The following is a 21,188-nucleotide window of genomic DNA, read 5'->3' as shown; positions in this document are numbered from 1 at the left end:
CCGGCCTCAATCGGCCGGCGACCGCCAGTGTGTCACGACGCTCCCGATGGCCGGACGCGGCCGGTCGGCCTGCCGCGCCGCCGGCCGGCCGAGATGGATGAAGCCGGCGACCCGCTCGCCGGCGCCGACGCCGAACAGCGCCGCGGCGTTCGGATCGCGACCCGGCCATTTGATCAGCCATTGCGCAGCGTAGCCGAGCGCGGCGGCGGCGGTGACGAGGTTCATACCGGCACAGCCGGCAGACAGCACCTGGTCCCATTCCGGCACCTTCGCCGCGGCATCGGGCCGGCTGACGAGGAGGACGGTCGCCGGCGCGCGCATCATATAGACCGTCCACATATCCCGCTTCGCCTCGGCGAGATCGGGGTTCTGCCGGGCATAGAGCGCGTCGAGCAGCCGCCCGGCCGCGGCGCGCGCCTCGCCCTCGACGACGATGAAGCGCCAGGGCGTCAGCCGGCCGTGATCCGGCACCCGCGCCGCGATGGCGAGCATGCGGGCGAGGTCGGCCGCCGCGATCGGCGTGTCGGCGAAGGCGCGCAGCGGCACCGAGCGCCGCCGTTCGAGCACGGCGAGCATTGCGGGCACCGGCGTCAGCTCCGGCGCGCCCGGTTCGAGCGCGTCGAGCGGCGCGGCGGGGGCGTCGTGGTGGGCCATGGCCAACTCAGCGCCACAGGTCGAGATAGGCCGACGCCACCGCGCGGTCGATCTCCGCCGGCACCGGCACGACGCAGCTCTCGGCCCCGAGCCCGCCTTTCGCCACACGTTCGAGGGAACGCGCCTGCAGGGTGAAGCCGAGATCCATCGATTCGATCGTGTTGCCGAGCGGCCGCGGCCCGGCGAGATTGGCCATGTGGCCGCGGCCGAGCAGGTGGAAGACGCGGCCGTCGTCGAGCGCGAAGGTCTCGATGTCGTCGGCGGCGGAACGGGCGATCGCTGTCACGCTCCGCTCGGCCGCGAGTCCGTCCGCATCGATCTCGACCGGAAAATGGCCGCCATTCATCAGGATCACGCCGTCCTTCAGAAGCGGCAGATCGTCGGCGGTGAGGACGCCGGCGGCGCCGGTCACCGTCACGATCACGTCGGCCGAGCGCACCGCTTCGTCCCGATGCGGCGTCGCGAAGCCGTCGAGATGCGCCTCGAGGGTCGTCACGGGGTCGATGTCGACCACCGAGACGCGGGCGAAGGCGTTCGCGAAACAGGCGGCGACGCCGCGGCCGCAGGCGCCGTAGCCGAAGACGGTGACGCGCTTGCCATTGGTCGAGCGGTTGGTGAAGCGCAGATAGGCCTCGAAGAGGCTCTGCCCGACGGCGTGGCGGTTCTCGGCGAACTGCTTGATCGGGCTGTCATTGATGACGAGGACGGGCAGGGCCAGCCGGTCGCGGAGCGGCGCGAGCCGCATCCGGCCCGACGTCGTCTCCTCGGTGCCGCCGAGGAGGTTCGGCCAGGGCGCCGCGAGATAGCGCAGGAACAAGTCTCCGCCATTGTCGAGCAGGAGGTCGGGCTTTTCCCCCGCCACGGCATCGAGGTCGGCATCGTGCACGGCGGGGTCCGCGGTCGGCCCGCCGATTACGGTGATGCCCTGCGCCGCGAGATGGGCGACCGTCTCGGCCTGCGTGCTGTTGAGATTGCCGGTCGCGACGACGCGCGCGCCGCCGGCGGCGAGCGTCTCGATGAGTGCGGCGGTCTTCGGTTCGAGATGGATGGACACGCCGATCGACAGTCCCTCGAAAGGCCGGGTGTCGCGGAACTCGGCCGCTGTCGCCGCGAGTAGGCGGCAGGATCCCGAGACGAAGGCGAGGCGGGACGAGGACGAGCGTTCGGACATTTCGGCTCCTGTCGCGCTCAGCCGGGCGTGCCGGCCGGCATCTGCTGGGTGATGCAATGGATGTTGCCCCCGCCGAGCAGGATCTCGCGCGCCGGAATGCCGGCCACGCGGCGGTCCGGGTGCAGCCGGGCGAGCAGCGCGGCGGCGTCCTCGTCGGTCGCCGGATCGAGGAGGGGCATCACGACGCGGCCATTGGCGAGGTAATGGTTGACATAGGACGCGGCGAGCCGCTGACCGGCGCCGCGGGCCATGCCGGCGCCGTTGCTTGCGTCGAGGCCCGAAGCCTCCTCGGCGGTCATGAAGAGCGGGCCGGGCATCGGCAGCGTCGCGACCTCGATCGGCCGGCCGCGGGCGTCCCGCGCCGCGGCGAGCCGGGCCTTCGCGTCGTGCGTCACCTCATATTGCGGATCGGCGGGATCGTCGCAGCCGGCGAGCACGACGAGGCCCGGCCGGGCGAAGCAGGCGAGGTTGTCGACATGGCCGCCGGTCTCGTCCTCGACGACGCCGGCGCCGAGCCAGATCACGGTGGAGACGCCGAGGTAAGCCCGCAGCGCCGTCTCGATCGCCGCGCGGTCCATGCCGGGATTGCGGTTGTTCGACAGCAGGCATGCCTCGGTCACGAGCGCCGTGCCGTCGCCGTCGACATGGATGGCGCCGCCCTCGAGCACGAAGCCGGCCCGATAGCGCGGCACGTCCTCGCCGGCGAGGATGATCTCGGCCAGGCGGTCGTCCTGCGCCCAGGGCGCATAGAGCCCGCCGTCGAAGCCGCCCCAGGCGTTGAAGCGCCAGTCGACCCCGCGCAGGCGCCCGGCCGCATCGGTGACGAAGGTCGGCCCGGTGTCGCGGCACCAGGCGTCGTCGGTCGCTGCCTCGACGAGTCGAATGGCGGGGGAGAGGAGAGCGCGGGCGCTCTCCCGCGCCGCGGCCGAGACGATCATCGTCACCGGCTCCGTCTCGGCGATCGCGTGGGCGACGGCGGCGAAAGCGGCGCGCGCCGGCCCCGCGCCGAGCCGCCAATTGTCCGGCCGCTCCGGCCAGATCATGAAGCAGCCGCGATGCGGCGCGCCCTCCGCCGGCATGGCGAAGCCGTCTTCGGCCGGCGTGGAGGCAAGGGGATCGGTCATCGCCGGCCAGAGTGGCGCAAGCGGGGGCGCGGCGGAAGTCCGCTCAGTCGACGATGCCGTCCCAGGCGGCGATCGCCTCGATGGTCGCCGGCAGATCGCGGTGATGGCGGATCACCGTTTCGGCGCCCGCTGCGGTCAGCGCATCGGCATGGCCGGGCCAGGAATGCGACCCGCCGATGAAGCCGATGACCCGGCACCCCGCGGCCTTGGCGCCATGGATGCCGTGCGTCGAATCCTCGATCACCACCGTCTCGCGCGGATCGGCGTCGAACTCCGCCATCGCGTGGAGGAAGACGTCGGGCGCCGGCTTCGGCCGCTTGGCGCCGACCGCGACGGCCGAGAAGATATAGGGCCGGAACCGGTCATAGAGCTTCGTGTGGGTGAGCGAGACGCGCAGACGCTCGGGCGAGGAGTTCGAGCAGATGCAGCGAGGATGCTCGATGCGGTCGAGCGCCTCGGCGATGCCCGGGATGGCCTGCAGCTCGGTCGTCAGCAGATGGTCGAGCGCCTTGTCGGTCTCGTCGTGGAAGCTCTGCGGCAGCGGCCGGCCGAGCTCATCCTCGACGATCTTGGCGATGCGGTCGAAGGTGAGGCCGGCGAAGCGCAGCGACATCTCCTCCGCGGTGATCGGATAGCCGATCTCGGTGAAGCGTTCGGCGTCGAGCCGCGAGGCGAGGATTTCCGAATCGACGAGCACGCCGTCGCAGTCGAAGATGACCAGCATCGTCTTCAGGTCCCGTTGGGGAGGGGGCCGCCATCCGTTGGCGTCGGTGTTGCGGCCGGAGGAGCGGCCGCTTGGGGGCCGTTGCCGGTCTCCTATCAGATCGGTTCGGCGAAGTCTCGCGGCAAGACCCGACCTTTTCGGGCCTATTTCACCACGATCGGCGCCCGCGCGAACACCGCGCCGCCATCGCCCGCGACATAGCGCAACTCATAGGCGCCGGGTTCCGCGGGCGCGCGCAGCCGCAGCGTATCCCGGCGGGGCCGGACGCGCGAAGCGGTCACGTGCTCGCCGGTCGGCGCGCCCGGCCGGGCGACGACGATGTCGTCGAAGCGCGCCGCGGGACCGGATAGCGTGACCTCGAACAGGCTGCCCGCGGCCACGGTCGCGGGTCCGGCGACCGTGGCCGCGGGCGGCTCGACCGTGAAGGCGCGGCGGGCGGCGGGCGCCGTGTCGCCGCCGATCATGTAGCGGATCTCGAACCGGCCGGCGGCGAGCGGCAGGGTGAAACGCACCGGCAGGCCGTCGCGCCGCGGCGGTGCGGTCGCGACGGACGGGCCGCCCGCGGCCGGCACGATTACGATGCGGTCTTCGGGGCCGGCGGGGCCGGTCCAGCCGACGCGGATCTCGCTGCCGGCGGCGCCGGACGCCGGCGCATCGAGCGTCACGGGCGGCAACGACACGGTGATCGAACGGGTCGCGAGCACGGCCTCGCGGGACGGGCTGTAATAGCGGAGTTCGTAGACCGCGGCCTCGGCGGGCGCCATCAGCCGGCGCGGCTTCGCATCCTTGCCGACCATCGCGGCGCGCACCTCCGAGCCGACCGGCTGATCCGGCCAGGTGATCTGCAGCCGGTCGTCGGCGGCCTTCGGCCCGTCATAGCCGATGGTGAAGGTCGCTCCGGCGAAGACGCTGTCCGGCGCCTCGATCGACGCGAAGGGGAGATTGCGCGGCGGCGCCTTGGCGGAGGCCAGCGCCGCGCCGAGCCCGCCGGTCACATCGGCGCCGTCGATCGCGTTGACGAAGCGGCCGCCGGTCGCCTCGGCGACGCAGGAAAGGCCGGCTTCCTCGCCCGGTTTCAGGCCGAGGCCGACGACGTGGATGGCGAGGTCCTTGCCCTTTTCCTTGAGAGCGGCGGCGAGGGCGCAAGGGTCGGCGTCGCAGGGCTCGATCGCGTCGGCGATGACGACGATGGTCGCCCGCTGCTTCGTGTAGTCGATCGCCTCCGCGGCGCGCTGCAGCGCGATCGCGAGCGGCGCCCGGCCGCGCGGCTTCAGGTCCTGGGCCGCCTCGCCGATCCGCTCGGCGGCATCGAGCGCCGGGGGCACCAACATCTCGACGTCGCTGCAGCTCTTCGACGATTTCGAGCCGTAGGCGACGAGGCCGAGCCGGGAATCGGCGGGGAAGCCGGCGACCGCGGTTTCGACCGCCTCGACGGCGAGCGCCATTTTCGCGGTACCGCCGAGCTTGCCGCTCATCGAGGCGGAGACGTCGAGCACCACCATCGCATCATTGGCGGCGGCGGGCGCGGCGAGAGCGAGAAGAACGGGCAGGAACAGCAGGCGGCGATGCATCGGCGTCTCGAAGCGGAGGGGCGGGGGCAGGATAAGCGATCCCAAGCGGCGAAAGAATGGCTCGAGGGCTCCGCCGGCCGCAGCGTCCTTTGGTAGGGAAGGGGCGATCGGTTTTCCATCCCGCTTCCGGCTGATGTAACAAGGCCTCGGGAGGATGAACGATGGCGAAGACCACGAAGCCCGCGGCGGTAACACCGGGTGGCGATGCGCCGCTTGCGGCGCGCCTGGTGCCGCTGCCGGGAAAGACGCCGGCGGCGCGCGTGAAGGTGCTGATCGCGGATTTCGTCGCGGCGGCGAAGGAGGCGGGCGTCGGCGAGCGGCTCGCGGCGCTCTTCGCGGCGCATTCAGGCCTCTCGTCCTTCCTCGCGGCCGTCTTCGATCTCTCGCCCTTCCTGCGGCGGACCGCGCTCCGTCATGCGGCGCGGCTCGTCGGCCTGCTCGAGGCGCCGCCGGAGGCGCGGCTCGAAGCGCTGTTCGCCGAGACGGCGGGCGCCTGGCGCGACACCAACGAGGCGGCGCTCGGCGCGGCGCTCCGCGATGCGCGGGCCGAGGCGGCGCTGCTGATCGGACTCGCCGATCTCGGCGGCGCGCTCGACATCGACGCGGTGACCCGCGCCCTGACCCGCTTTGCCGATGCCGCCGTGGGGGCCGCGGTGCGCTTCCTGCTCGCCGAGGCGGCCGCCTCCGGCCGGATGATCGAGGCCGACCCGGGCGATCCGGCGCGCGGCTCCGGCTACATCGTGCTCGCCATGGGCAAGCACGGCGCCTTCGAGCTCAACTATTCGAGCGATATCGATCTGATCGTGCTCTACGATCCGGCCGTGGCGCCGGTCGCCGACCGCGACGAGATCGGCGCCTTCTTCGTCAAGATCACGCAGCGTCTCGTGAAGCTGATGCAGGAGCGGACCGGCGAGGGCTACGTCTTCCGCACCGATCTGCGGCTCAGGCCCGATCCCGGCTCGACGGCGGTCGCGATCTCGACCGAGGCGGCGCTCCTCTATTACGAATCGAGCGGCCAGAACTGGGAGCGTGCGGCGCTCATCAAGGCGCGCCCGATCGCCGGCGACATCGCGGCGGGCGAGGCCTTCCTCGCCGAACTCGTGCCCTTCGTCTTCCGCAAGTATCTCGACTATGCGGCGATCGCCGACATCCATTCGATCAAACGGCAGATCCACGAGCATCGCGGCCATGAGGCCGTGGCGGTCGCCGGCCACAACATCAAGCTCGGCCGCGGCGGCATCCGCGAGATCGAGTTCTTCGTCCAGACCCAGCAGCTGATCGCCGGCGGACGCGATCCGGCGCTGCGCGGCCGCGAGACGCTCGCCATGCTCGCCGCCCTTGCAGAACGGGGCTGGATCGAGCCGGCGGCGGAGGCCGAACTCGCCGCCTGCTACCGCCATCTGCGCAAAGTGGAACACCGGCTGCAGATGATCGCCGATGAGCAGACGCACACCTTGCCCGAGGACGAGGCGGCGCTCGCCGTCGTGGCGCGGCTGTCGGGAGAGGTCTCGTTCGCGGCCTTTGCGGCGCGGCTGACCGCGACGCTCGAGACCGTGCGCGGCCATTACATGAAGCTCTTCGAGAGCGCGCCCACCTTATCGACCATGCGCGGCAGCCTCGTCTTCACCGGCGACGACGAGGACCCCGAGACCGTCGCCACGCTCGGCGCGATGGGCTATCACAACCCGACGGAAGTGTCGAAGACGGTGCGCGGCTGGCATTTCGGCCGCTATCCGGCGATGCGCTCGGCGACGGCGCGGGAACGGCTGACCGAGATAACGCCGGCCCTGCTCGAGGCGCTCGCCACCACCGACAATGCCGACGCGGCCTTCAACGCCTTCGACCGCTTCCTCGCCCGGCTGCCGGCCGGCGTGCAGCTCTTCTCGCTGCTCGCCAGCAACCCGAGCCTCCTGCGGTTGCTTGCGACCGTGCTCGGCACCGCGCCGCGGCTCGCCGAGACGATGATGCGCCGGCCGCACGTCGTCGACGCGGTGCTCGACCCGGCCTTCTTCGGCCGCCTGCCGGACAAGGCGACGCTCGCCGCGCGGCTCGCCACGACACTCGGCGAGGCGGCTGCGCTCGAGGAGGCGCTCGACCGGGCGCGCATCTTCGGCTCGGAACAGGCCTTCCTGATCGGGGTGCGGGTGATCTCCGGCACGGTCGGCGCGCGGGCAGCCGGCTTTGCCTACGCCGATCTCGCCGACGTGCTCGTCGCGGCGCTGCTCGACGCGGCGCGGCGGGAGCTCGAGCGGGTGCACGGGCGGATGAAGGACGGCCGCATCGCGCTGCTCGCCATGGGCAAGCTCGGCGGTCGCGAGATGACGGCGGCCTCGGACCTCGACCTGATCCTGCTCTATGACTTCGATGCCGATGCGCCGGCCTCCGACGGCGACCGACCTCTGATGGGCAGCCAGTACTACACCCGGCTGACGCAGCGCCTGATCGCCGCGCTCTCCGCGCCGACCGCCGAGGGCAAGCTCTACGAGGTCGATTTCCGGCTGCGGCCGTCCGGCAATGCCGGCCCGCTCGCCACCCATATCGACGCCTTCTCCGGCTATCAGCGGAAGGACGCCTGGACCTGGGAGCACATGGCGCTCACCCGCGCCCGGCCGATCGCCGGCGACGCCGATCTCGTCGAGCGGGTCGAGCGCGAGAAGGCCGCCGTTCTGGCGACCCCCCGGGACCGGGCGAAGGTGAAGGCCGACATCCTCGAAATGCGCGCCCTCCTCGAACAGGAAAAGCCTGCCGAGGGGCACTGGGATCTCAAGCAGTCGAAGGGCGGCCTCGTCGACATCGAATTCATCGCGCAGTTCCTGCAGCTGACCGATGGCGCGGCGCGGCCGGAGATCCTCGACGTCGAGACCGAGGCGGTGCTCGTCAAGGCGGCGTTTGCCGAGATCCTGCCGGCCGGCGACGCGGAGGTGCTTCTGCCGGCGCTCCGCCTCTATCAGCGGCTCGTCCAGATCCTGCGGCTCTGCGTGGGCGGGCCGTTCCGGCCGGAGGAAGCGCCGCGCGGCCTGCTCGAACTGCTCGCCCGGGCCGGCGAGCTGCCGGATTTCGCAGCGCTCGATGCCGCGCTCAAGGAGACGGAAGCCGCCGTGCGGGCGAGCTTCGAACGGATCATCGGCAAGGTTCCGCGGAAGCCCCGATCCTGAGCGACACGCCGGCGCCGGGCGCATGCGCCGCTCCGGCGAGCGGTGGCCGTTCGGGCAGGCGGATCGAGACGATCGTGCCCTTGCCCTCGATCGAACGGATGCGCATCGCGCCGCCGTGCAGCTCGGCGAGCGAGCGGGTAATGGCGAGGCCGAGGCCGGAGCCGGAATGGCTCTTGGTGAACTGGTTCTGCACCTGTTCGAAGGGCCGGCCGAGCTTCGCCAACGCCTCGCGCGGGATGCCGATGCCGGTGTCCTCGATCGACAGGCTGACGGCACCGCGCAGCTTGCGGGCGCGGACGGCGATGCGGCCGCCTTCGGGCGTGAACTTCACCGCGTTCGACAGGATGTTGAGGAGCATCTGCTTGACGGCGCGGCGGTCGGCGACGAGGCGGATCGGCTCCTCGACCTCCGTCGCCACCGTGATGCCGCGCTTCTTCGCCTCCTCGGCGGTGACCCGCGTGCTCTCCTCGATCAGCGCATCGAGGCCGATCTCTTCCGGTTCCAGCTGCAGCCGGCCGGCCTCGATCCGCGCCATGTCGAGAATGTCGTTGATGACGTTGAGGAGGAAGGTGCCCGAGGCGTTGATGTCGCGACAATATTCGGCATAGCGCGGTGAGCCGAGCGGCCCGAACATCGCCGATTGCATGATCTCCGAGAAGCCGATGATGGCGTTGAGCGGCGTCCGCAGCTCATGGCTGATATTGGCGAGGAACTCGGACTTCGAGCGGTTCGCCGCCTCGGCGCGGTTCTTCTCCTCGGAATATTTCTCGGCGAGTTCGACCATCTCCTGGGCCTGACTTTCGAGCTTCTGGCGCGACTGGCGCAGATCCGCGATCGTCGCCATCAGCCGGCGCTCGCCCTCGATCAGCTTCTCCTCGTGCCGCTTCAGCGCGGTGATGTCGGTGCCGACGGACACGAAACCCCCATCCTTGGTGCGCCGCTCGGAGATCTGCAGCCAGCGGCCGTCCTCGAGCTGCGCTTCGAGGCTTTTCGCGCCGTCCTCGGGCCGTGCCTCGGCGGGGGTCTGCATGCGCACGATCGGCTGGCGGCCGGCGCCGACGATCTCGGCATAGGGCCGCCCCGGCACCAGCGCCTCGCCCGGAATGCCGTGCAACTGCTGGTATTTCGTGTTGCACATGACGAGGCGGTTGTCGGCGTCCCACAGCACGAAGGCCTCGTTGATCGTCTCGATCGCGTCGCGCAGCCGGATATCGGCGGTGCGCGAGCTTTCGGCGAGGCGCATCTGTTCCGTCACGTCGACGGCGATGCCGATCAGGTGCGGCTCGGGTCCGTCTCGGCCGACCAGTTCGACGCGGGCGCGCAGCCAGACCCAGCCACCGTCCTCCTTCCGCATCCGGAACATCCGGTCGACCGTCGTCTCCCCGCTGTCGTAAAGCGCCTCGACGAGGTTCATCAGGTCGCCATCGTCGGGATGGACGAGGGCGTTCGCCTCACCGAAGGAGAGCAGGCCGTCGCGGGCCGGCACGCCGATCAGATCGAACATCGACTTCGACCAGAACATCCGGCCATGGGCCAGGTCCCAGTCGATCAGGCCGCAGCGGCCGCGCTTCAGCGCCGTATCGAAGCGCTCGTGCGTCTCGGCATAGATGCGGTCGGCCTGGTTGGCGCGGGCCGACTGGGCGAAATAGCCGTAGAGGATGATGAGCAGGATACCGCTCGTGCCGACGAAGATGGTGACGTTGAGCGTGACCGTGCCACGCCATTCGGCATAGGCCGCGGCGAGCGGCGCGACGACGACCACCGCGCCCAGCCGGCCGTCCAGCGCAGCCGCCGCACCGAAGGCCGGCTCCCCATTGTCGAGGGTCACGTCGAGCACGCCCGCCCGCTCGCCGAAGATGATGAGCGGGTGCGAGCGGCCGACCACCTCGGCAAAGTAACGGCCTTCGTCGGCGGTCGAACGCGGTGCGGTGGCGATCACCGTGCCGGCCGGATCGAGCACATAGATGAGCCGCCCCTCGGCGGTGGCGGCGCGCGGCACGGCGTCGGCGAGCGCGTTCTGCAGCGCCATCGCGAAGCCGTCATCCGGCAGGCCCGGCTCGACCCGGCGGAGCGCCCCGGCGGCGAGCGAGGTCGTCATGACGAGAGCGTCGCGGGTCTGGGTCTCGCGCTCGGCGCGCTGATCGAGCAGTTCGACGCCGCGGGCCAGCGCGACGAAGGCGAGAAAGAGGACGATCAGGATCGGGATCAGCCGCCGCAGCAGCGTCTCGAAACGCAGCAGATTCTCGTAGGCGGGCTTGGCGAGCAGGCGCGCATGTCCCTTCAGGGCCTGTCTCCGGTCGAAAAGCATCGTGAAAACGGGCACGCGCCTCACCCCGGACGCACTGGCTGAACCAGCCTGCGCCATTCGAAGTCCTCTTGAAAACGGCTGGATCCGGGTACGCGCACTGCCGAATCGCGGTCATTTGAATCGAGCCGACTCGCGATGTCCAGCCTCGATTTAGGCTCTTGTTAACCATAATTTCGCCACCGCTACATCTGGTAGGGCTGCAGCGCACAAACCCCTTCTGCGGTGCGGGAGCGGCGATTTGTGGGCGATCCGAAGCGGCCTCCGGACCGATTCGCACCGTGCTCAGGCGAGCGTGCGGGTGACGATGTCGCGCGTGTCCGGCGAGAGGCCGGGTGCCGCCGCGATGCCGGCGAGCGCGGCTTCCGCGTGGGCGCGGCGGACGGGCTCGAGCGACCGCCACGAACGGAAGGAGACGAGCAGCCGTGCGGCCGTCTGCGGATTGCGCGCGTCGAGTCGGCGAACGAAATCAGCGAGGAAATCGAAGCCGGCGCCGTCGGCGCGGTTGAACTGGGTCGGGTTGGCGGCGGCGAACGACCCGACGAGCGCCCGCACCCGGTTCGGATTGCCGATCGAGAAGGCAGGGTCGGCAAGGAGTGCCTCGACCCGGGCGAGTGTGTCGGACGCCGGAACGGTCGCTTCGAGCGTGAACCACTTGTCGAGCGCCAGCGCGTCGCCCGCATAGCGTTTTCGGAAAGCGGCGAGCGGCGCCAGCCGCTCGGGGAGGGCTGCGGCGCAGAGGGTCGCGAGCGCGGCGATCCGATCCGTCATGTTGTCGGCCGCTTCAAAATGGGCGCGCGCGCGGGCGACCGCCTCCGGCGTGCCGCCGGCGACGCCGAGATCGAGCAGCACGTTGCGCAGCGCCCGGCGGCCGGCGCCGGCCGCATCGGGGCGGAACGGCGCCGCATCGGCGAGCCCGGCATGGAGCGCTGCGAGGCGCTCCCCCAGACGGCCGGCGATCGCCGCCCGGAGTGCGGAGCGGGCCGCGGCGACCGCCTCGGGATCGACGTCGCGGCCGATCTCGCGGGCGATGTCGCCTTCGCTCGGCAGGGTGAGCACCTGCGCGCGGAAGGCGGGTTCGAGGGTCGCGTCCTCTGCGACGACGCCGAGCGCGTCGATGAGCGCCGTCTCGACGGCGGGCCGACGCCCGGCGCGGATCGCCGCGGTACCTTCAACGAGGGTCCGCATGGCGAGCGTCTGCGCCGCCTGCCAGCGGTTGAAGGGATCGCTATCGGTCCGCACGAGAAAGAGCAGATCCTCGGCCGAAAGGTCGGTCGAGAGCTTCACCGGCGCAGAGAAGCCGCGCAGCAGCGAGGGCACAGGCCGGGCGCCGACGCCTTCGAAGACGACCGTATGGCTCGGCGCGGTCAGCTGGATCACATCGCCGGTGACCGTCGCGCCGGAAACCCGCTCGGCCTCGATCGCCTCACCGTTCGGACCGACGAGGCCGAAGCGGATCGGGATGTGCATCGGCCGCTTGATCGGCTGGCCGGGCGTCGGGCCGAGCGTCTGGGCGAGGGTCAGCGTGAAGCGCTTCGCCGCCGGGTCGAATTGTCCGCGCGCCGTGATCTCGGGCGTCCCGGATTGCGCATACCAGAGCTTGAATTGCGAGAGGTCCGCGCCCGTCGCGTCCGCGAAGGCGGCGAGGAAATCCTCGACCGTCGCGGCCTCGCCGTCATGGCGCTCGAAATAGAGGTCCATGCCGCGCCGGAAGCCGTCCTCGCCGAGGATGGTCTTCAGCATGCGGACCACCTCGGCGCCCTTCTCGTACACCGTCGGCGTATAGAAGTTGTTGATCTCGTGGTAGATTTCAGGCCGGACCGGATGCGCGAGCGGACCGCCGTCCTCGGGGAACTGGCGCGCCTGGAGGGTGCGCACATCGGCGATGCGCTTCACGGCGCGAGAGCGCTCGTCGGACGAAAACTCCTGGTCGCGGAAGACCGTCAGCCCTTCCTTGAGGCAGAGCTGGAACCAGTCGCGGCAGGTGATCCGGTTCCCGGTCCAGTTGTGGAAATATTCGTGCGCGATGACCGTCTCGATGCCGGCATAGTCGGCGTCGGTCGCCGTGTCGGGGTCGGCGAGCACGTATTTGTCGTTGAAGACGTTGAGCCCCTTGTTCTCCATCGCCCCCATGTTGAAGTCGGAGACGGCGACGACGATGAAGATGTCGAGGTCGTATTCGCGGCCGAAGGCGGTCTCGTCCCAGCGCATGGACCGCTTCAGCGCGTCCATCGCATAGGCGCAGCGCGCTTCCTTGCCGTGCTCGCAATAGATGCGCAGTTCGACATCACGGCCGGACATCGTCACGAACCGGTCGGTGACGACGCCGAGATCGCCGGCCACCATCGCGAAGAGATAGGAAGGCTTGGGGAAGGGGTCGTGCCACACGGCGTAGTGACGGCCGGTGCCGGGAATGTCTCCCGCCTCGGCGGGATTGCCGTTGGCGAGCAGGACGGGCGCCTCCGTCTTCTCGGCCTCGATCCGGGTCGTATAGACGGCGAGCACGTCCGGCCGGTCGAGGAAATAGGTGATCCGGCGGAAGCCCTCGGCCTCGCATTGCGTGCAGTAATTGCCCGAGCTGCGGTAGAGCCCCATCAGCTTGGTATTGGCCGAGGGATCAACCTCCGTCTCGATGTCGAGCGTGAAGGGCCGGCTCGGCACGCCCTCGATCACCAGCCGGTCGGGCGTCGCGACATAGCGGCCGGCGTCGAGCGGCACGCCGTCGAGGGCGATCGCGACGAGCTTCGTCTCATCGCCGGCGAGTTCCAGCCGGCCCGACGCGGCCTCAGCCGTGTTCGGCCGGAAGGCCATCCGGGCCTTGATCCGCGTCGCCTCGGGCGTGAGCCGGAAATCGAGCGACACGGTGTCGATCGTGAAGGCGGGGGCGCGATAGTCCTCGAGCCGGACGGGAACGGATACGGCGGTCATCGGGATCGGCGAGCTCTGTGAAGCGACGGACAGCGCAGTCTTAGAGCGATGCGGCGGAGGACGCCAGCCGGGGGATCGGGCCTCGCGCGCGGAGGACGGCCCGTTGGTCGTCGGCTCCGGGCCGTGGCGGGGCGAAGGCCGAAGCGGAACGGCGCGGCGTTCCGTTCCTTGGCGAGGTGTCGCTCGAAACGGCGCGCAGCGAGACCTCCGATGGCGGCCGATGGACGCGGCCCCGCAAGGCTCCAGAACCGGCCGCGTCGCCCGCCCGCCCGAGGCCGCCATCGCGCTCCTTACGTCGATCTGCAGCGGCTTCGTGCAGATTAGACTTGTCAGATAAGCGGATCAGTATATAGGCTCTTTCCATCGGCCGAGGGAGAGAGCGGTCGGCCCATTCGGGAGGAAAACCATGCAACAGCGGCGTCTGGGGTCGTCCCCCGTCTCCGTTTCGGAAATCGGCCTCGGCACCTGGGGGATGTCCGGCGCCTTCTGGGGTGCCGCCGACGATGCGGAATCGATCCGCGTCATCCATCGCGCGCTGGAACTCGGCGTGACGCTGATCGATACGGCCGAGGCCTATGGCAACGGCCACTCCGAAGAGGTGCTCGGCGCCGCGCTCGCCGACCGGCGCGACAAGGCGGTCGTCGCCACCAAGGTCGCGCCCAACCATCTCGATCCGGCCGATCTGGTCGGAGCACTCGAAGGCTCGCTGCGGCGTCTGCAGACCGACTATGTGGACATCTATTTCATCCACTGGCCGCATCCGGACTACCCGATCGGCGACACCATGGCGGCGCTCGAGAAGCTGCGCGCCGACGGCAAGATCCGCGCGGTGGGCGTCTCCAATTTCAGCACCCGCGACATCGCGGCGGCGAGCGAGCACGGCACGATCGACGTGCTGCAGCCGCCCTACAACATGCTGTGGCGGGAGATCGAGGCCGAGGTTCTGCCCTTCTGCCGCGAGCGTGCCATCGGCGTCATGCCCTATAGCGGCCTCGCGCAGGGGCTTCTGACCGGCATGCTGTCGCGCGACACGCAGTTCGCCGAAGGCGACGAACGGCGCACCACCGTGCTCTTCCAGCCCGGCATCTACGAGCAGGCGATCGACGCCGTCGAGGGGCTGCGGCCGATCGCGGCGAAATACGGCAAGTCGGTGCCGCAACTCGCCGTGCAATGGCTGACCAGCCGGCCGGGCGTCAGCGCGCCGCTGCTCGGCGCCCGCACGGTTCGCGAGATCGAGGAGAATGTCGGCAGTGTCGGCTGGACGATCGCGCCCGAGGATGTCGCCGCGATCGACGCGCTGACCAAGCCGGTCTGGGCCGCGATCGCCGACAAGGGCGACATGTTCGGCTACTGGACCCGCCATCACAGGCCGCGGGCCGCCGCCCGCTGACCGCCTCGCGCGCCCGCGCCCGCCGCCGCGCCGGGGTTCCCGCCCGGCGCCGCCCCCTCCCTCCGGCCGGCGGCGCGGGCGCGCGATCGAGACAACCGTCGGGCCGCCCGCCCGAACCGGTCCGCACGTCTTGCGGACCGAGCGCGGCCGCGCGCTCCAGCGCCATCATCAATCGGAGAGTTTCATGAAGATCGTCGACATCAAGACAGCCGTCGTCGCCTATCACGGCCACGCGACGCTGGTGCGGATCGACACCGACGAAGGCATCTATGGCATCGGCGAAGCGAACCCGGACGCCGGCGCCGCGGCGATCGTCGGCCTCATTTCGGAGCTGAAGCACGAGCTGATCGGCGAGGATCCGCGCAATGTCGAATATTGCTGGGACAAGCTGCGGCGCGCGCACGTCTTCTCGGGTGCCCAGTCGGGCGTGTTCCTGATCGCGCTGTCGGGCATCGAGATCGCGCTGTGGGATCTCGCCGCGAAGGCCGCCGGCCAGCCGCTCTATCGCATGATGGGCGGCAAGTACCGCGACAAGGTCCGGCTCTATGCCGATTGCGGTGACGGCGACGAAGCGGACGGCTCGCCCGCCGGCTGCGCGGCGCGGGCCAGGCGGATGGTCGCCGAGGGCTTCACGGCGCTGAAGTTCGACATCGACAATCTGCAGCACGCGGCGAAGTTCGATGCGATGAACCACACGGCGAACGCCGCCGAGATCCGCTCGATGGTCGAGCGCGTCCAGGCCGTGCGCGAGGCGGTCGGTCCGGACATCGATCTCTGCATCGATCTCCATGCGCGCTACGATGTGCCGAGCGCCTGCCGCATCGCCTGGGAGATGGAACCGTTCAACCTGCTCTGGCTCGAGGAACCGATCCCGGCGGAGAACGTCGACGCGCTGCGACAGGTCCGTGCCCGCAGTCGCACGCCGATCTGCATTGGCGAGAATCTCTACATGCGCTGGGGCTTCCGCGAGATGATGCAGCAGCAGGTCGCCGACGTGATCATGCCGGACGTGCCGAAATGCGGTGGCCTCGCCGAGAGCAAGAAGATCGCGAACCTCGCCGAGATCTACTACCTCCCTTTCGCGCCGCACTTGGTCTCGACGCCGATCGGCACGATGGCGACGGCCCACACCTGTGCCGCGGTGCCGAACTTCCTGGTCCTCGAATGGCATGCGCTCGAGGAGCGGGTCGCCTGGGACAGCTATGTGAAGCTGCCGGACGGCGCGACGTCGATCGTCGAGAACGGTCACATCCGCATTCCGGAGACGCCGGGAATCGGCGTCGAACTCGACATGGACGGCGTGCGCAAACACGCGGTGCCGGGCTACGGCATCTTCGCCTGACGAGCGGCCGGTGCGCCGGTCTGGGCCGGCGCACCGCACAGGGGCCAGACCGCCCGCGATCCCTTGCCGGGCGGCGTTGCGATGCGGAGGACGGAATGGGCAAGCGCGTCATCTTCACAGGCGGCAGCGGCAAGGTCGGCCGCTATGCCGTGCCTCACCTGCTCAGCCGCGGCCACAGCGTGCTCAACGTCGATCGGGTGCCGCTCGATGTGCAGGGCGTCGAAACCCTGATCGCCGATCTCGCCGACAGCGGCCAGGCGTTCAATGCCCTGTCGACCCATTTCGGCTTCGCGGAGTATTTCGCAGGCGGCGGGCGACAGCCGGTCGATGCGGTCGTTCATTTCGCCGCCATCCCGCGCATCTTCATGGTGCCGGACAATACGATGTTCGCAGCGAATGTACTGTCGACCTACAATGTGCTCGAGGCGGCGACCAAGCTCGGCATCCGCAAGGTCATCCTCGCCTCGAGCGAGACTGTCTACGGCGTCTGCTTCGCCGAGGGCGACCGCGACTTCGGGAGCTTCCCGGTCGACGAGGAGCACGACGCCGATCCGACCGACAGCTACGGACTTTCGAAGGTGCTCGCCGAGAAGATCGGCCGTTCCTTCGCCTCGCGGAGCGGCGCCGACGTCTATGCGCTGCGCATCGGCGCCGTCACCCTGCCGGAGGACTATGTCCGCTTCCCCGACAATGTGGCCGAGCCTCTGTCGCGCAAGCGCGACGCCTGGAGCTATATCGATGTGCGCGACCTCGCCCAGATGGTCGACTGCTGCATCGAGACCGACGGCCTCGGCTTCCAGATCTTCAACGTCACCAATGACGACATCATCGCCGATCAGCCGACCGAGGCTTTCCTCGCTCGTCACGCGCCCGGCACGCCGCTGACCCGGTCTTTACCCGGCTTCGAGGCACCGCTCAGCAACCGGAAGGCGCGTGATCTCCTCGGTTTCCGGCCGGAGCACGGCTGGCGCACCGCACCGGCGCGCTGACGCCACGGCGCCTTCGTCGCGCGGGCAGGGGGCTGGCGCTCCGTCGAATTCTCGGCTATTCGTCATCTCAACGATTCATGAGATGTTGAGATGATCGACGAGAAGCAGGCCCTCGAAGCCTTCGCCGCGCTGTCGCAGGAGATCCGGCTGCGCATCGTGCGCCTGCTCGTGACGGCGGGCCCGGAAGGCATGCCGGCCGGGGCGATCGGCGCGGCGATGGACGGCGCCTCGTCCTCGAAGATGTCGTTCCATCTCGCCCAGCTCGAGCAGGCCGGTCTCGTCGCCGCCCGGCGTGACGGCCGCTCCATCTTCTACAGCGCCGCCTATCCGAGGCTCGCCGGCCTCGTCGATTTCCTGATGCGCGACTGCTGCCAGGGCCATCCCGCGGTGTGCGATCCGGCCGTCGCCGCGCTGTCGTGCCGCTGCGAGCCGGCCAAGGGGGCGCACCGTGAGTGAGACCGGGTCATCCGACCGCATCTTCAACGTCCTTTTCCTCTGTACCGGCAATTCCGCCCGCTCCATCCTCGCCGAGAGCATCCTCTCGAAGGACGGCGCCGGCCGCTTCCGCGCCTTCTCCGCCGGCAGCCGGCCGAGGGGCGCGGTCAACCCGCTCGCGCTCGATGTGCTGGCGAGCTTCGACTATCCGATCGAAGGCTTCCGCTCGAAGAACTGGGACGAATTCGCCGCTCCGGGCGCGCCGGAGATGGACTTCGTCTTCACCGTCTGTGACAGCGCGGCCGGCGAGGCCTGTCCCGTCTGGCCGGGCCAGCCGATGACCGCGCATTGGGGGATCGAGGATCCGGCCGCCGTCGAAGGCACGACGCTCGAACGGCAGGCCGCCTTCGTCACCGCCTTCCGCTACTTGCGCAACCGCATCACCGCTTTCGTCGCGCTGCCGCTCGCGAGCCTCGACCGGGCGTCGCTGCGCTCGCGGCTCGTCGAGATCGGCCGTTCCGAAGGCGCATCGACGCCGCCGGTCGGTGCGGCATGAGGTCGGCCATGGACATCATCATCTACCACAACCCCGATTGCGGCACCTCGCGCAACGCGCTGGCGATGATCCGCAACTCCGGCGTTGAACCGCACGTGATCGAATATCTGAAGACGCCGCCGAGCCGGACCATGCTCGAGCAACTGATCGCACGCATGGGCATCACGCCCCGCGCGCTGCTGCGCGAAAAGGGCACGCCCTATGCGGAGCTCGGCCTCGGCGACCCTGCACTGACGGATGACGAGCTGCTCGACGCCATGCTGGCGCATCCGATCCTCATCAACCGTCCGATCGTGGTCGCGCCGGCGGGGGTGCGGCTCTGCCGGCCCTCCGAAGCGGTGCTCGACCTCCTGCCGCGGCAACAGGGCGAATTCGTCAAGGAAGACGGCGAGCGCGTGGTGGACGAACACGGCCGCCGCGTGGCCACGGCGTAAGGATCGGTGATGTCCCGCTTCGAACGGTATCTGACGCTCTGGGTCGCGCTGTGCATCGTCGCCGGGGTCGCCCTCGGCCATGTCGTGCCCGGCTTTTTCCAGGCCATCGGCGGCGCCGAGATCGCCAAGGTCAATCTCGCCGTCGCCGCGCTGATCTGGCTGATGATCGTGCCGATGCTGGTCAAGATCGACTTCGCCGCGCTCGGCCAGGTCAGGGAGCACTGGCGCGGCATCGGCGTCACGTTGTTCGTCAACTGGGCGGTGAAGCCGTTCTCGATGGCGGCGCTCGGCTGGCTGTTCATCGGGTATCTTTTCCGGCCCTACCTGCCGGCCGATCAGATCGACAGCTACATCGCCGGTCTGATCATTCTGGCGGCCGCGCCGTGCACGGCCATGGTGTTCGTCTGGTCGAACCTGACCCGGGGCGAGCCGCACTTCACGCTGAGCCAGGTCGCGCTCAACGACAGCATCATGGTGTTCGCCTTCGCGCCGATCGTCGGCCTGCTGCTCGGTCTCTCGGCGATCACCGTACCGTGGGATACGCTCGTCCTCTCCGTTGCGCTCTATATCGTCGTGCCGGTCGTCGCGGCGCAGTTCCTCCGCCGCGGGCTGCTGGCGTCCGGCGGCGCGCCCGCCCTGAAACGGTTCCTCGACAAGCTCCAGCCGCTGTCGCTGGTGGCGCTTCTCGCGACCCTCGTCCTGTTGTTCGGGTTCCAGGGCGAGCAGATCCTCGCCCAGCCGCTCGTCATCGCGTTGCTCGCCGTGCCGATCCTGATCCAGGTCTATTTCAATTCGGGGCTCGCCTATCTGCTCAACCGGCTGACCGGCGAGCGGCACTGCGTCGCCGGCCCGTCGGCGCTGATCGGCGCGTCCAATTTCTTCGAGCTCGCGGTCGCCGCCGCCATCTCCCTGTTCGGCTTCCAGTCCGGCGCGGCGCTCGCGACCGTGGTCGGTGTGCTGATCGAGGTGCCGGTGATGCTGTCGGTGGTGTGGATCGTCAATCGCTCGAAGGGCTGGTACGAGAGCGGACGCACGGTGGGCGCGGTCGAGGCCCGGCGTTGATCCGTTTCCGCCCCGGCGCGGCGGCGTTTCTCGACGTCGCCGCCCTCGGACTCACCCAGATCATCGGCTACGGCACGCTCTATTACAGCTTCGGCATTCTCGCGCCGGCGATGGCGCGCGATCTCGGCTGGCCGCAGGAATGGGTGTTCGGTGCGCTCTCCGCCGCGCTGCTGATCGGCGGCCTCGTCGCGCCCCGGACCGGGCGATGGATCGATCGCTTCGGCGCCGGCCGGGTGATGGCGGCCGGCTCGCTCGCCGCCGCCGCGGCGCTCGTCGTCTGTGCGCTCGCCCCGTCCGGCCCGGTCTTCTTCGCCGGGCTCGTCGCGATCGAGGTCGCGTCGACCTTCGTGCAATATGGCGCGGCCTTTCCGCTCCTCGTGCAGCGCCATCCGGACACGGCGCCGCGCCGCATCGTCCACCTGACGCTGATCGCCGGCTTTGCCTCGACGCTGTTCTGGCCGCTGACGACGGCCCTGCACGCGTTTCTCGACTGGCGCACCGTCTATCTGGTCTTCGCCGGGCTCAATCTCGGCCTCGCGCTGCCGATCCATCTCTGGCTCGCGCGCCCGCGGCGCGGGGCGGGCCGGAGCGAGGAGCCCGGTCCGGCGGCGGTCCTGCCCGCGGCGGCGGGCAGCCTGCCGGTCGGGGCGCGCCGACGCGGCTTTCTCCTGATGGCGACGGCGTTCGCGCTGCAGAGCTTCGCCGGATCGGCCCTTCTCGTCCACATGCTGCCGATCCTCGGCGCCCTCGGACTGGGTCTCGCCGGCGTGACCGTCGGGGCTCTCTTCGGCCCGGCTCAGGTGGCGAGCCGGCTGATCAACATGCTGTTCGGCCGCGACCTGTCGCAGCGCGCCCTCGCGATGATCTCGGCCGGGCTGATGGCCGCCGCGCTCGTCGTGCTCACGGCGACGGCGCCGTCCTTCGTCGGCGCGGCCGTGTTCGCCGTGCTGTTCGGCATGGGCAGCGGCCTTCAGAGCCTCGTCGGCGGGACGCTGCCGCTCGCCCTCTTCGGCGCGGCGGGCTATGGCGCGCAGCAGGGGCGGGTGACCTCGATCCGCCTCGTGGTCGGCGCAGCGGCGCCCTTTGCCTTCGCGCTGATGATCGAGCGCATCGGCCCGGCCCCCGCACTCGGCGTTTGCGCGCTCGCCTGCGGCGGTGCGCTCGCCGCTTTCGCCGCCATTGCGCGTCTCCTGCCGCGCCCGGCCGTCCCGGACCACGCCGCCCTCACGGGCTCGCTCGCCGCCCCGGAGTAACCGCGCGCGGCGGCTGTTGGCCCGGAGGACGGACAGCCGCTACGGGATTCGAGGGGCTCGTTCTCATGCCGCCGCCGCCTGCGTCTTGATGCAGC

Annotated in this window: 16 protein-coding genes; 9 read left to right on the top strand and 7 right to left on the bottom strand. The window is 70.1% G+C overall.

Annotation, left to right across the window (positions count from 1 at the left end; translation table 11 throughout):
• Positions 1-6 precede the first annotated feature (6 nt).
• From GGQ63_RS16650 to GGQ63_RS16630, 5 genes are all read right to left on the bottom strand, one after another.
• Positions 7-654 (bottom strand): nitroreductase family protein, encoded by a 648-nt coding sequence (locus GGQ63_RS16650; RefSeq protein ID WP_183857732.1) that lies wholly within the window; start codon positions 652-654, stop codon positions 7-9.
• A 7-nt stretch (positions 655-661) separates the two neighbouring features.
• Complete coding sequence (locus tag GGQ63_RS16645) at positions 662-1,825, bottom strand: adenosylhomocysteinase (protein WP_183857731.1); 1,164 nt, start codon at positions 1,823-1,825, stop codon at positions 662-664.
• Positions 1,826-1,842: 17 nt separating this feature from the next.
• Complete coding sequence (gene aguA, locus GGQ63_RS16640) at positions 1,843-2,949, bottom strand: agmatine deiminase (protein ID WP_183857730.1); 1,107 nt, start codon at positions 2,947-2,949, stop codon at positions 1,843-1,845.
• Between the two features lie 43 nt (positions 2,950-2,992).
• Positions 2,993-3,673, bottom strand: coding sequence for an HAD family hydrolase (locus GGQ63_RS16635; RefSeq protein WP_183857729.1), 681 nt, complete (start codon positions 3,671-3,673; stop codon positions 2,993-2,995).
• Positions 3,674-3,816: 143 nt separating this feature from the next.
• Complete coding sequence (locus GGQ63_RS16630) at positions 3,817-5,244, bottom strand: vWA domain-containing protein (protein WP_183857728.1); 1,428 nt, start codon at positions 5,242-5,244, stop codon at positions 3,817-3,819.
• A 161-nt stretch (positions 5,245-5,405) separates the two neighbouring features.
• On the opposite strand from GGQ63_RS16630, the gene GGQ63_RS16625 reads away from it, so the two are divergent.
• Positions 5,406-8,399, top strand: coding sequence for a bifunctional [glutamine synthetase] adenylyltransferase/[glutamine synthetase]-adenylyl-L-tyrosine phosphorylase (locus GGQ63_RS16625; protein ID WP_183857727.1), 2,994 nt, complete (start codon positions 5,406-5,408; stop codon positions 8,397-8,399).
• Here the strand turns inward: GGQ63_RS16625 and GGQ63_RS16620 are convergent.
• The gene (locus GGQ63_RS16620) at positions 8,365-10,722 is read right to left on the bottom strand and encodes a PAS domain-containing sensor histidine kinase (RefSeq protein WP_343061181.1); all 2,358 of its coding nucleotides are present in this window, start codon (positions 10,720-10,722) and stop codon (positions 8,365-8,367) included. The two genes, GGQ63_RS16625 and GGQ63_RS16620, sit on opposite strands and share 35 nt — an antisense overlap.
• 267 nt (positions 10,723-10,989) lie before the next feature.
• Positions 10,990-13,632 (bottom strand): aminopeptidase N, encoded by a 2,643-nt coding sequence (gene pepN / locus GGQ63_RS16615; RefSeq protein ID WP_183857726.1) that lies wholly within the window; start codon positions 13,630-13,632, stop codon positions 10,990-10,992.
• Between the two features lie 406 nt (positions 13,633-14,038).
• Here pepN and GGQ63_RS16610 point away from each other — a divergent pair, with 406 nt between their 5' ends.
• The 8 genes from GGQ63_RS16610 to arsK all read left to right on the top strand — a co-directional run bounded on the left by GGQ63_RS16610 (position 14,039) and on the right by arsK (position 21,093).
• Complete coding sequence (locus tag GGQ63_RS16610) at positions 14,039-15,022, top strand: aldo/keto reductase (protein ID WP_183857725.1); 984 nt, start codon at positions 14,039-14,041, stop codon at positions 15,020-15,022.
• Between the two features lie 184 nt (positions 15,023-15,206).
• The gene (locus tag GGQ63_RS16605) at positions 15,207-16,364 is read left to right on the top strand and encodes a mandelate racemase/muconate lactonizing enzyme family protein (RefSeq protein ID WP_183857724.1); all 1,158 of its coding nucleotides are present in this window, start codon (positions 15,207-15,209) and stop codon (positions 16,362-16,364) included.
• A gap of 95 nt (positions 16,365-16,459) precedes the next feature.
• On the top strand, positions 16,460-17,353 hold the full coding sequence (locus tag GGQ63_RS16600; protein WP_183857723.1) for an NAD-dependent epimerase/dehydratase family protein: 894 nt from the start codon (positions 16,460-16,462) through the stop codon (positions 17,351-17,353).
• A 90-nt stretch (positions 17,354-17,443) separates the two neighbouring features.
• Positions 17,444-17,809, top strand: a complete 366-nt coding sequence (locus GGQ63_RS16595; RefSeq protein WP_210308549.1) for an ArsR/SmtB family transcription factor — start codon at positions 17,444-17,446, stop codon at positions 17,807-17,809.
• Complete coding sequence (locus GGQ63_RS16590) at positions 17,802-18,344, top strand: arsenate reductase/protein-tyrosine-phosphatase family protein (RefSeq protein WP_183857722.1); 543 nt, start codon at positions 17,802-17,804, stop codon at positions 18,342-18,344. The genes GGQ63_RS16595 and GGQ63_RS16590 overlap by 8 nt, the downstream gene beginning before the upstream one ends.
• Positions 18,345-18,352: 8 nt before the next feature.
• Positions 18,353-18,778 carry an arsenate reductase (glutaredoxin) gene (arsC, locus tag GGQ63_RS16585; protein ID WP_183857721.1) on the top strand — a complete coding sequence of 142 codons (426 nt, stop codon included), beginning with the start codon at positions 18,353-18,355 and terminating at the stop codon, positions 18,776-18,778.
• Between the two features lie 9 nt (positions 18,779-18,787).
• Complete coding sequence (gene arsB / locus GGQ63_RS16580) at positions 18,788-19,840, top strand: ACR3 family arsenite efflux transporter (RefSeq protein ID WP_183857720.1); 1,053 nt, start codon at positions 18,788-18,790, stop codon at positions 19,838-19,840.
• On the top strand, positions 19,837-21,093 hold the full coding sequence (gene arsK / locus GGQ63_RS16575; protein WP_210308548.1) for an arsenite efflux MFS transporter ArsK: 1,257 nt from the start codon (positions 19,837-19,839) through the stop codon (positions 21,091-21,093). The genes arsB and arsK overlap by 4 nt, the downstream gene beginning before the upstream one ends.
• The last annotated feature ends 95 nt before the right edge of the window (positions 21,094-21,188 follow it).

The sequence above is a fragment of the Prosthecomicrobium pneumaticum genome (assembly GCF_014199915.1).
Lineage (GTDB): Bacteria > Pseudomonadota > Alphaproteobacteria > Rhizobiales > Kaistiaceae > Prosthecomicrobium > Prosthecomicrobium pneumaticum.
The sequence above is the reverse complement of the archived record's forward strand: the minus strand, read 5'-3'. Positions and strand labels throughout refer to the sequence as shown.

Bases quoted from the DNA above. Each gene is read 5' to 3' on its own strand.
- GGQ63_RS16650 (WP_183857732.1), bottom strand. From the start codon at position 654: ATGGCCCACCACGACGCCCCCGCCGCGCCGCTCGACGCGCTCGAACCG.
- GGQ63_RS16645 (WP_183857731.1), bottom strand. From the start codon at position 1,825: ATGTCCGAACGCTCGTCCTCGTCCCGCCTCGCCTTCGTCTCGGGATCC.
- aguA (WP_183857730.1), bottom strand. From the start codon at position 2,949: ATGACCGATCCCCTTGCCTCCACGCCGGCCGAAGACGGCTTCGCCATG.
- GGQ63_RS16635 (WP_183857729.1), bottom strand. From the start codon at position 3,673: ATGCTGGTCATCTTCGACTGCGACGGCGTGCTCGTCGATTCGGAAATC.
- GGQ63_RS16630 (WP_183857728.1), bottom strand. From the start codon at position 5,244: ATGCATCGCCGCCTGCTGTTCCTGCCCGTTCTTCTCGCTCTCGCCGCG.
- GGQ63_RS16625 (WP_183857727.1), top strand. From the start codon at position 5,406: ATGGCGAAGACCACGAAGCCCGCGGCGGTAACACCGGGTGGCGATGCG.
- pepN (WP_183857726.1), bottom strand. From the start codon at position 13,632: ATGACCGCCGTATCCGTTCCCGTCCGGCTCGAGGACTATCGCGCCCCC.
- GGQ63_RS16610 (WP_183857725.1), top strand. From the start codon at position 14,039: ATGCAACAGCGGCGTCTGGGGTCGTCCCCCGTCTCCGTTTCGGAAATC.
- GGQ63_RS16605 (WP_183857724.1), top strand. From the start codon at position 15,207: ATGAAGATCGTCGACATCAAGACAGCCGTCGTCGCCTATCACGGCCAC.
- GGQ63_RS16600 (WP_183857723.1), top strand. From the start codon at position 16,460: ATGGGCAAGCGCGTCATCTTCACAGGCGGCAGCGGCAAGGTCGGCCGC.
- GGQ63_RS16595 (WP_210308549.1), top strand. From the start codon at position 17,444: ATGATCGACGAGAAGCAGGCCCTCGAAGCCTTCGCCGCGCTGTCGCAG.
- arsC (WP_183857721.1), top strand. From the start codon at position 18,353: ATGGACATCATCATCTACCACAACCCCGATTGCGGCACCTCGCGCAAC.
- arsB (WP_183857720.1), top strand. From the start codon at position 18,788: ATGTCCCGCTTCGAACGGTATCTGACGCTCTGGGTCGCGCTGTGCATC.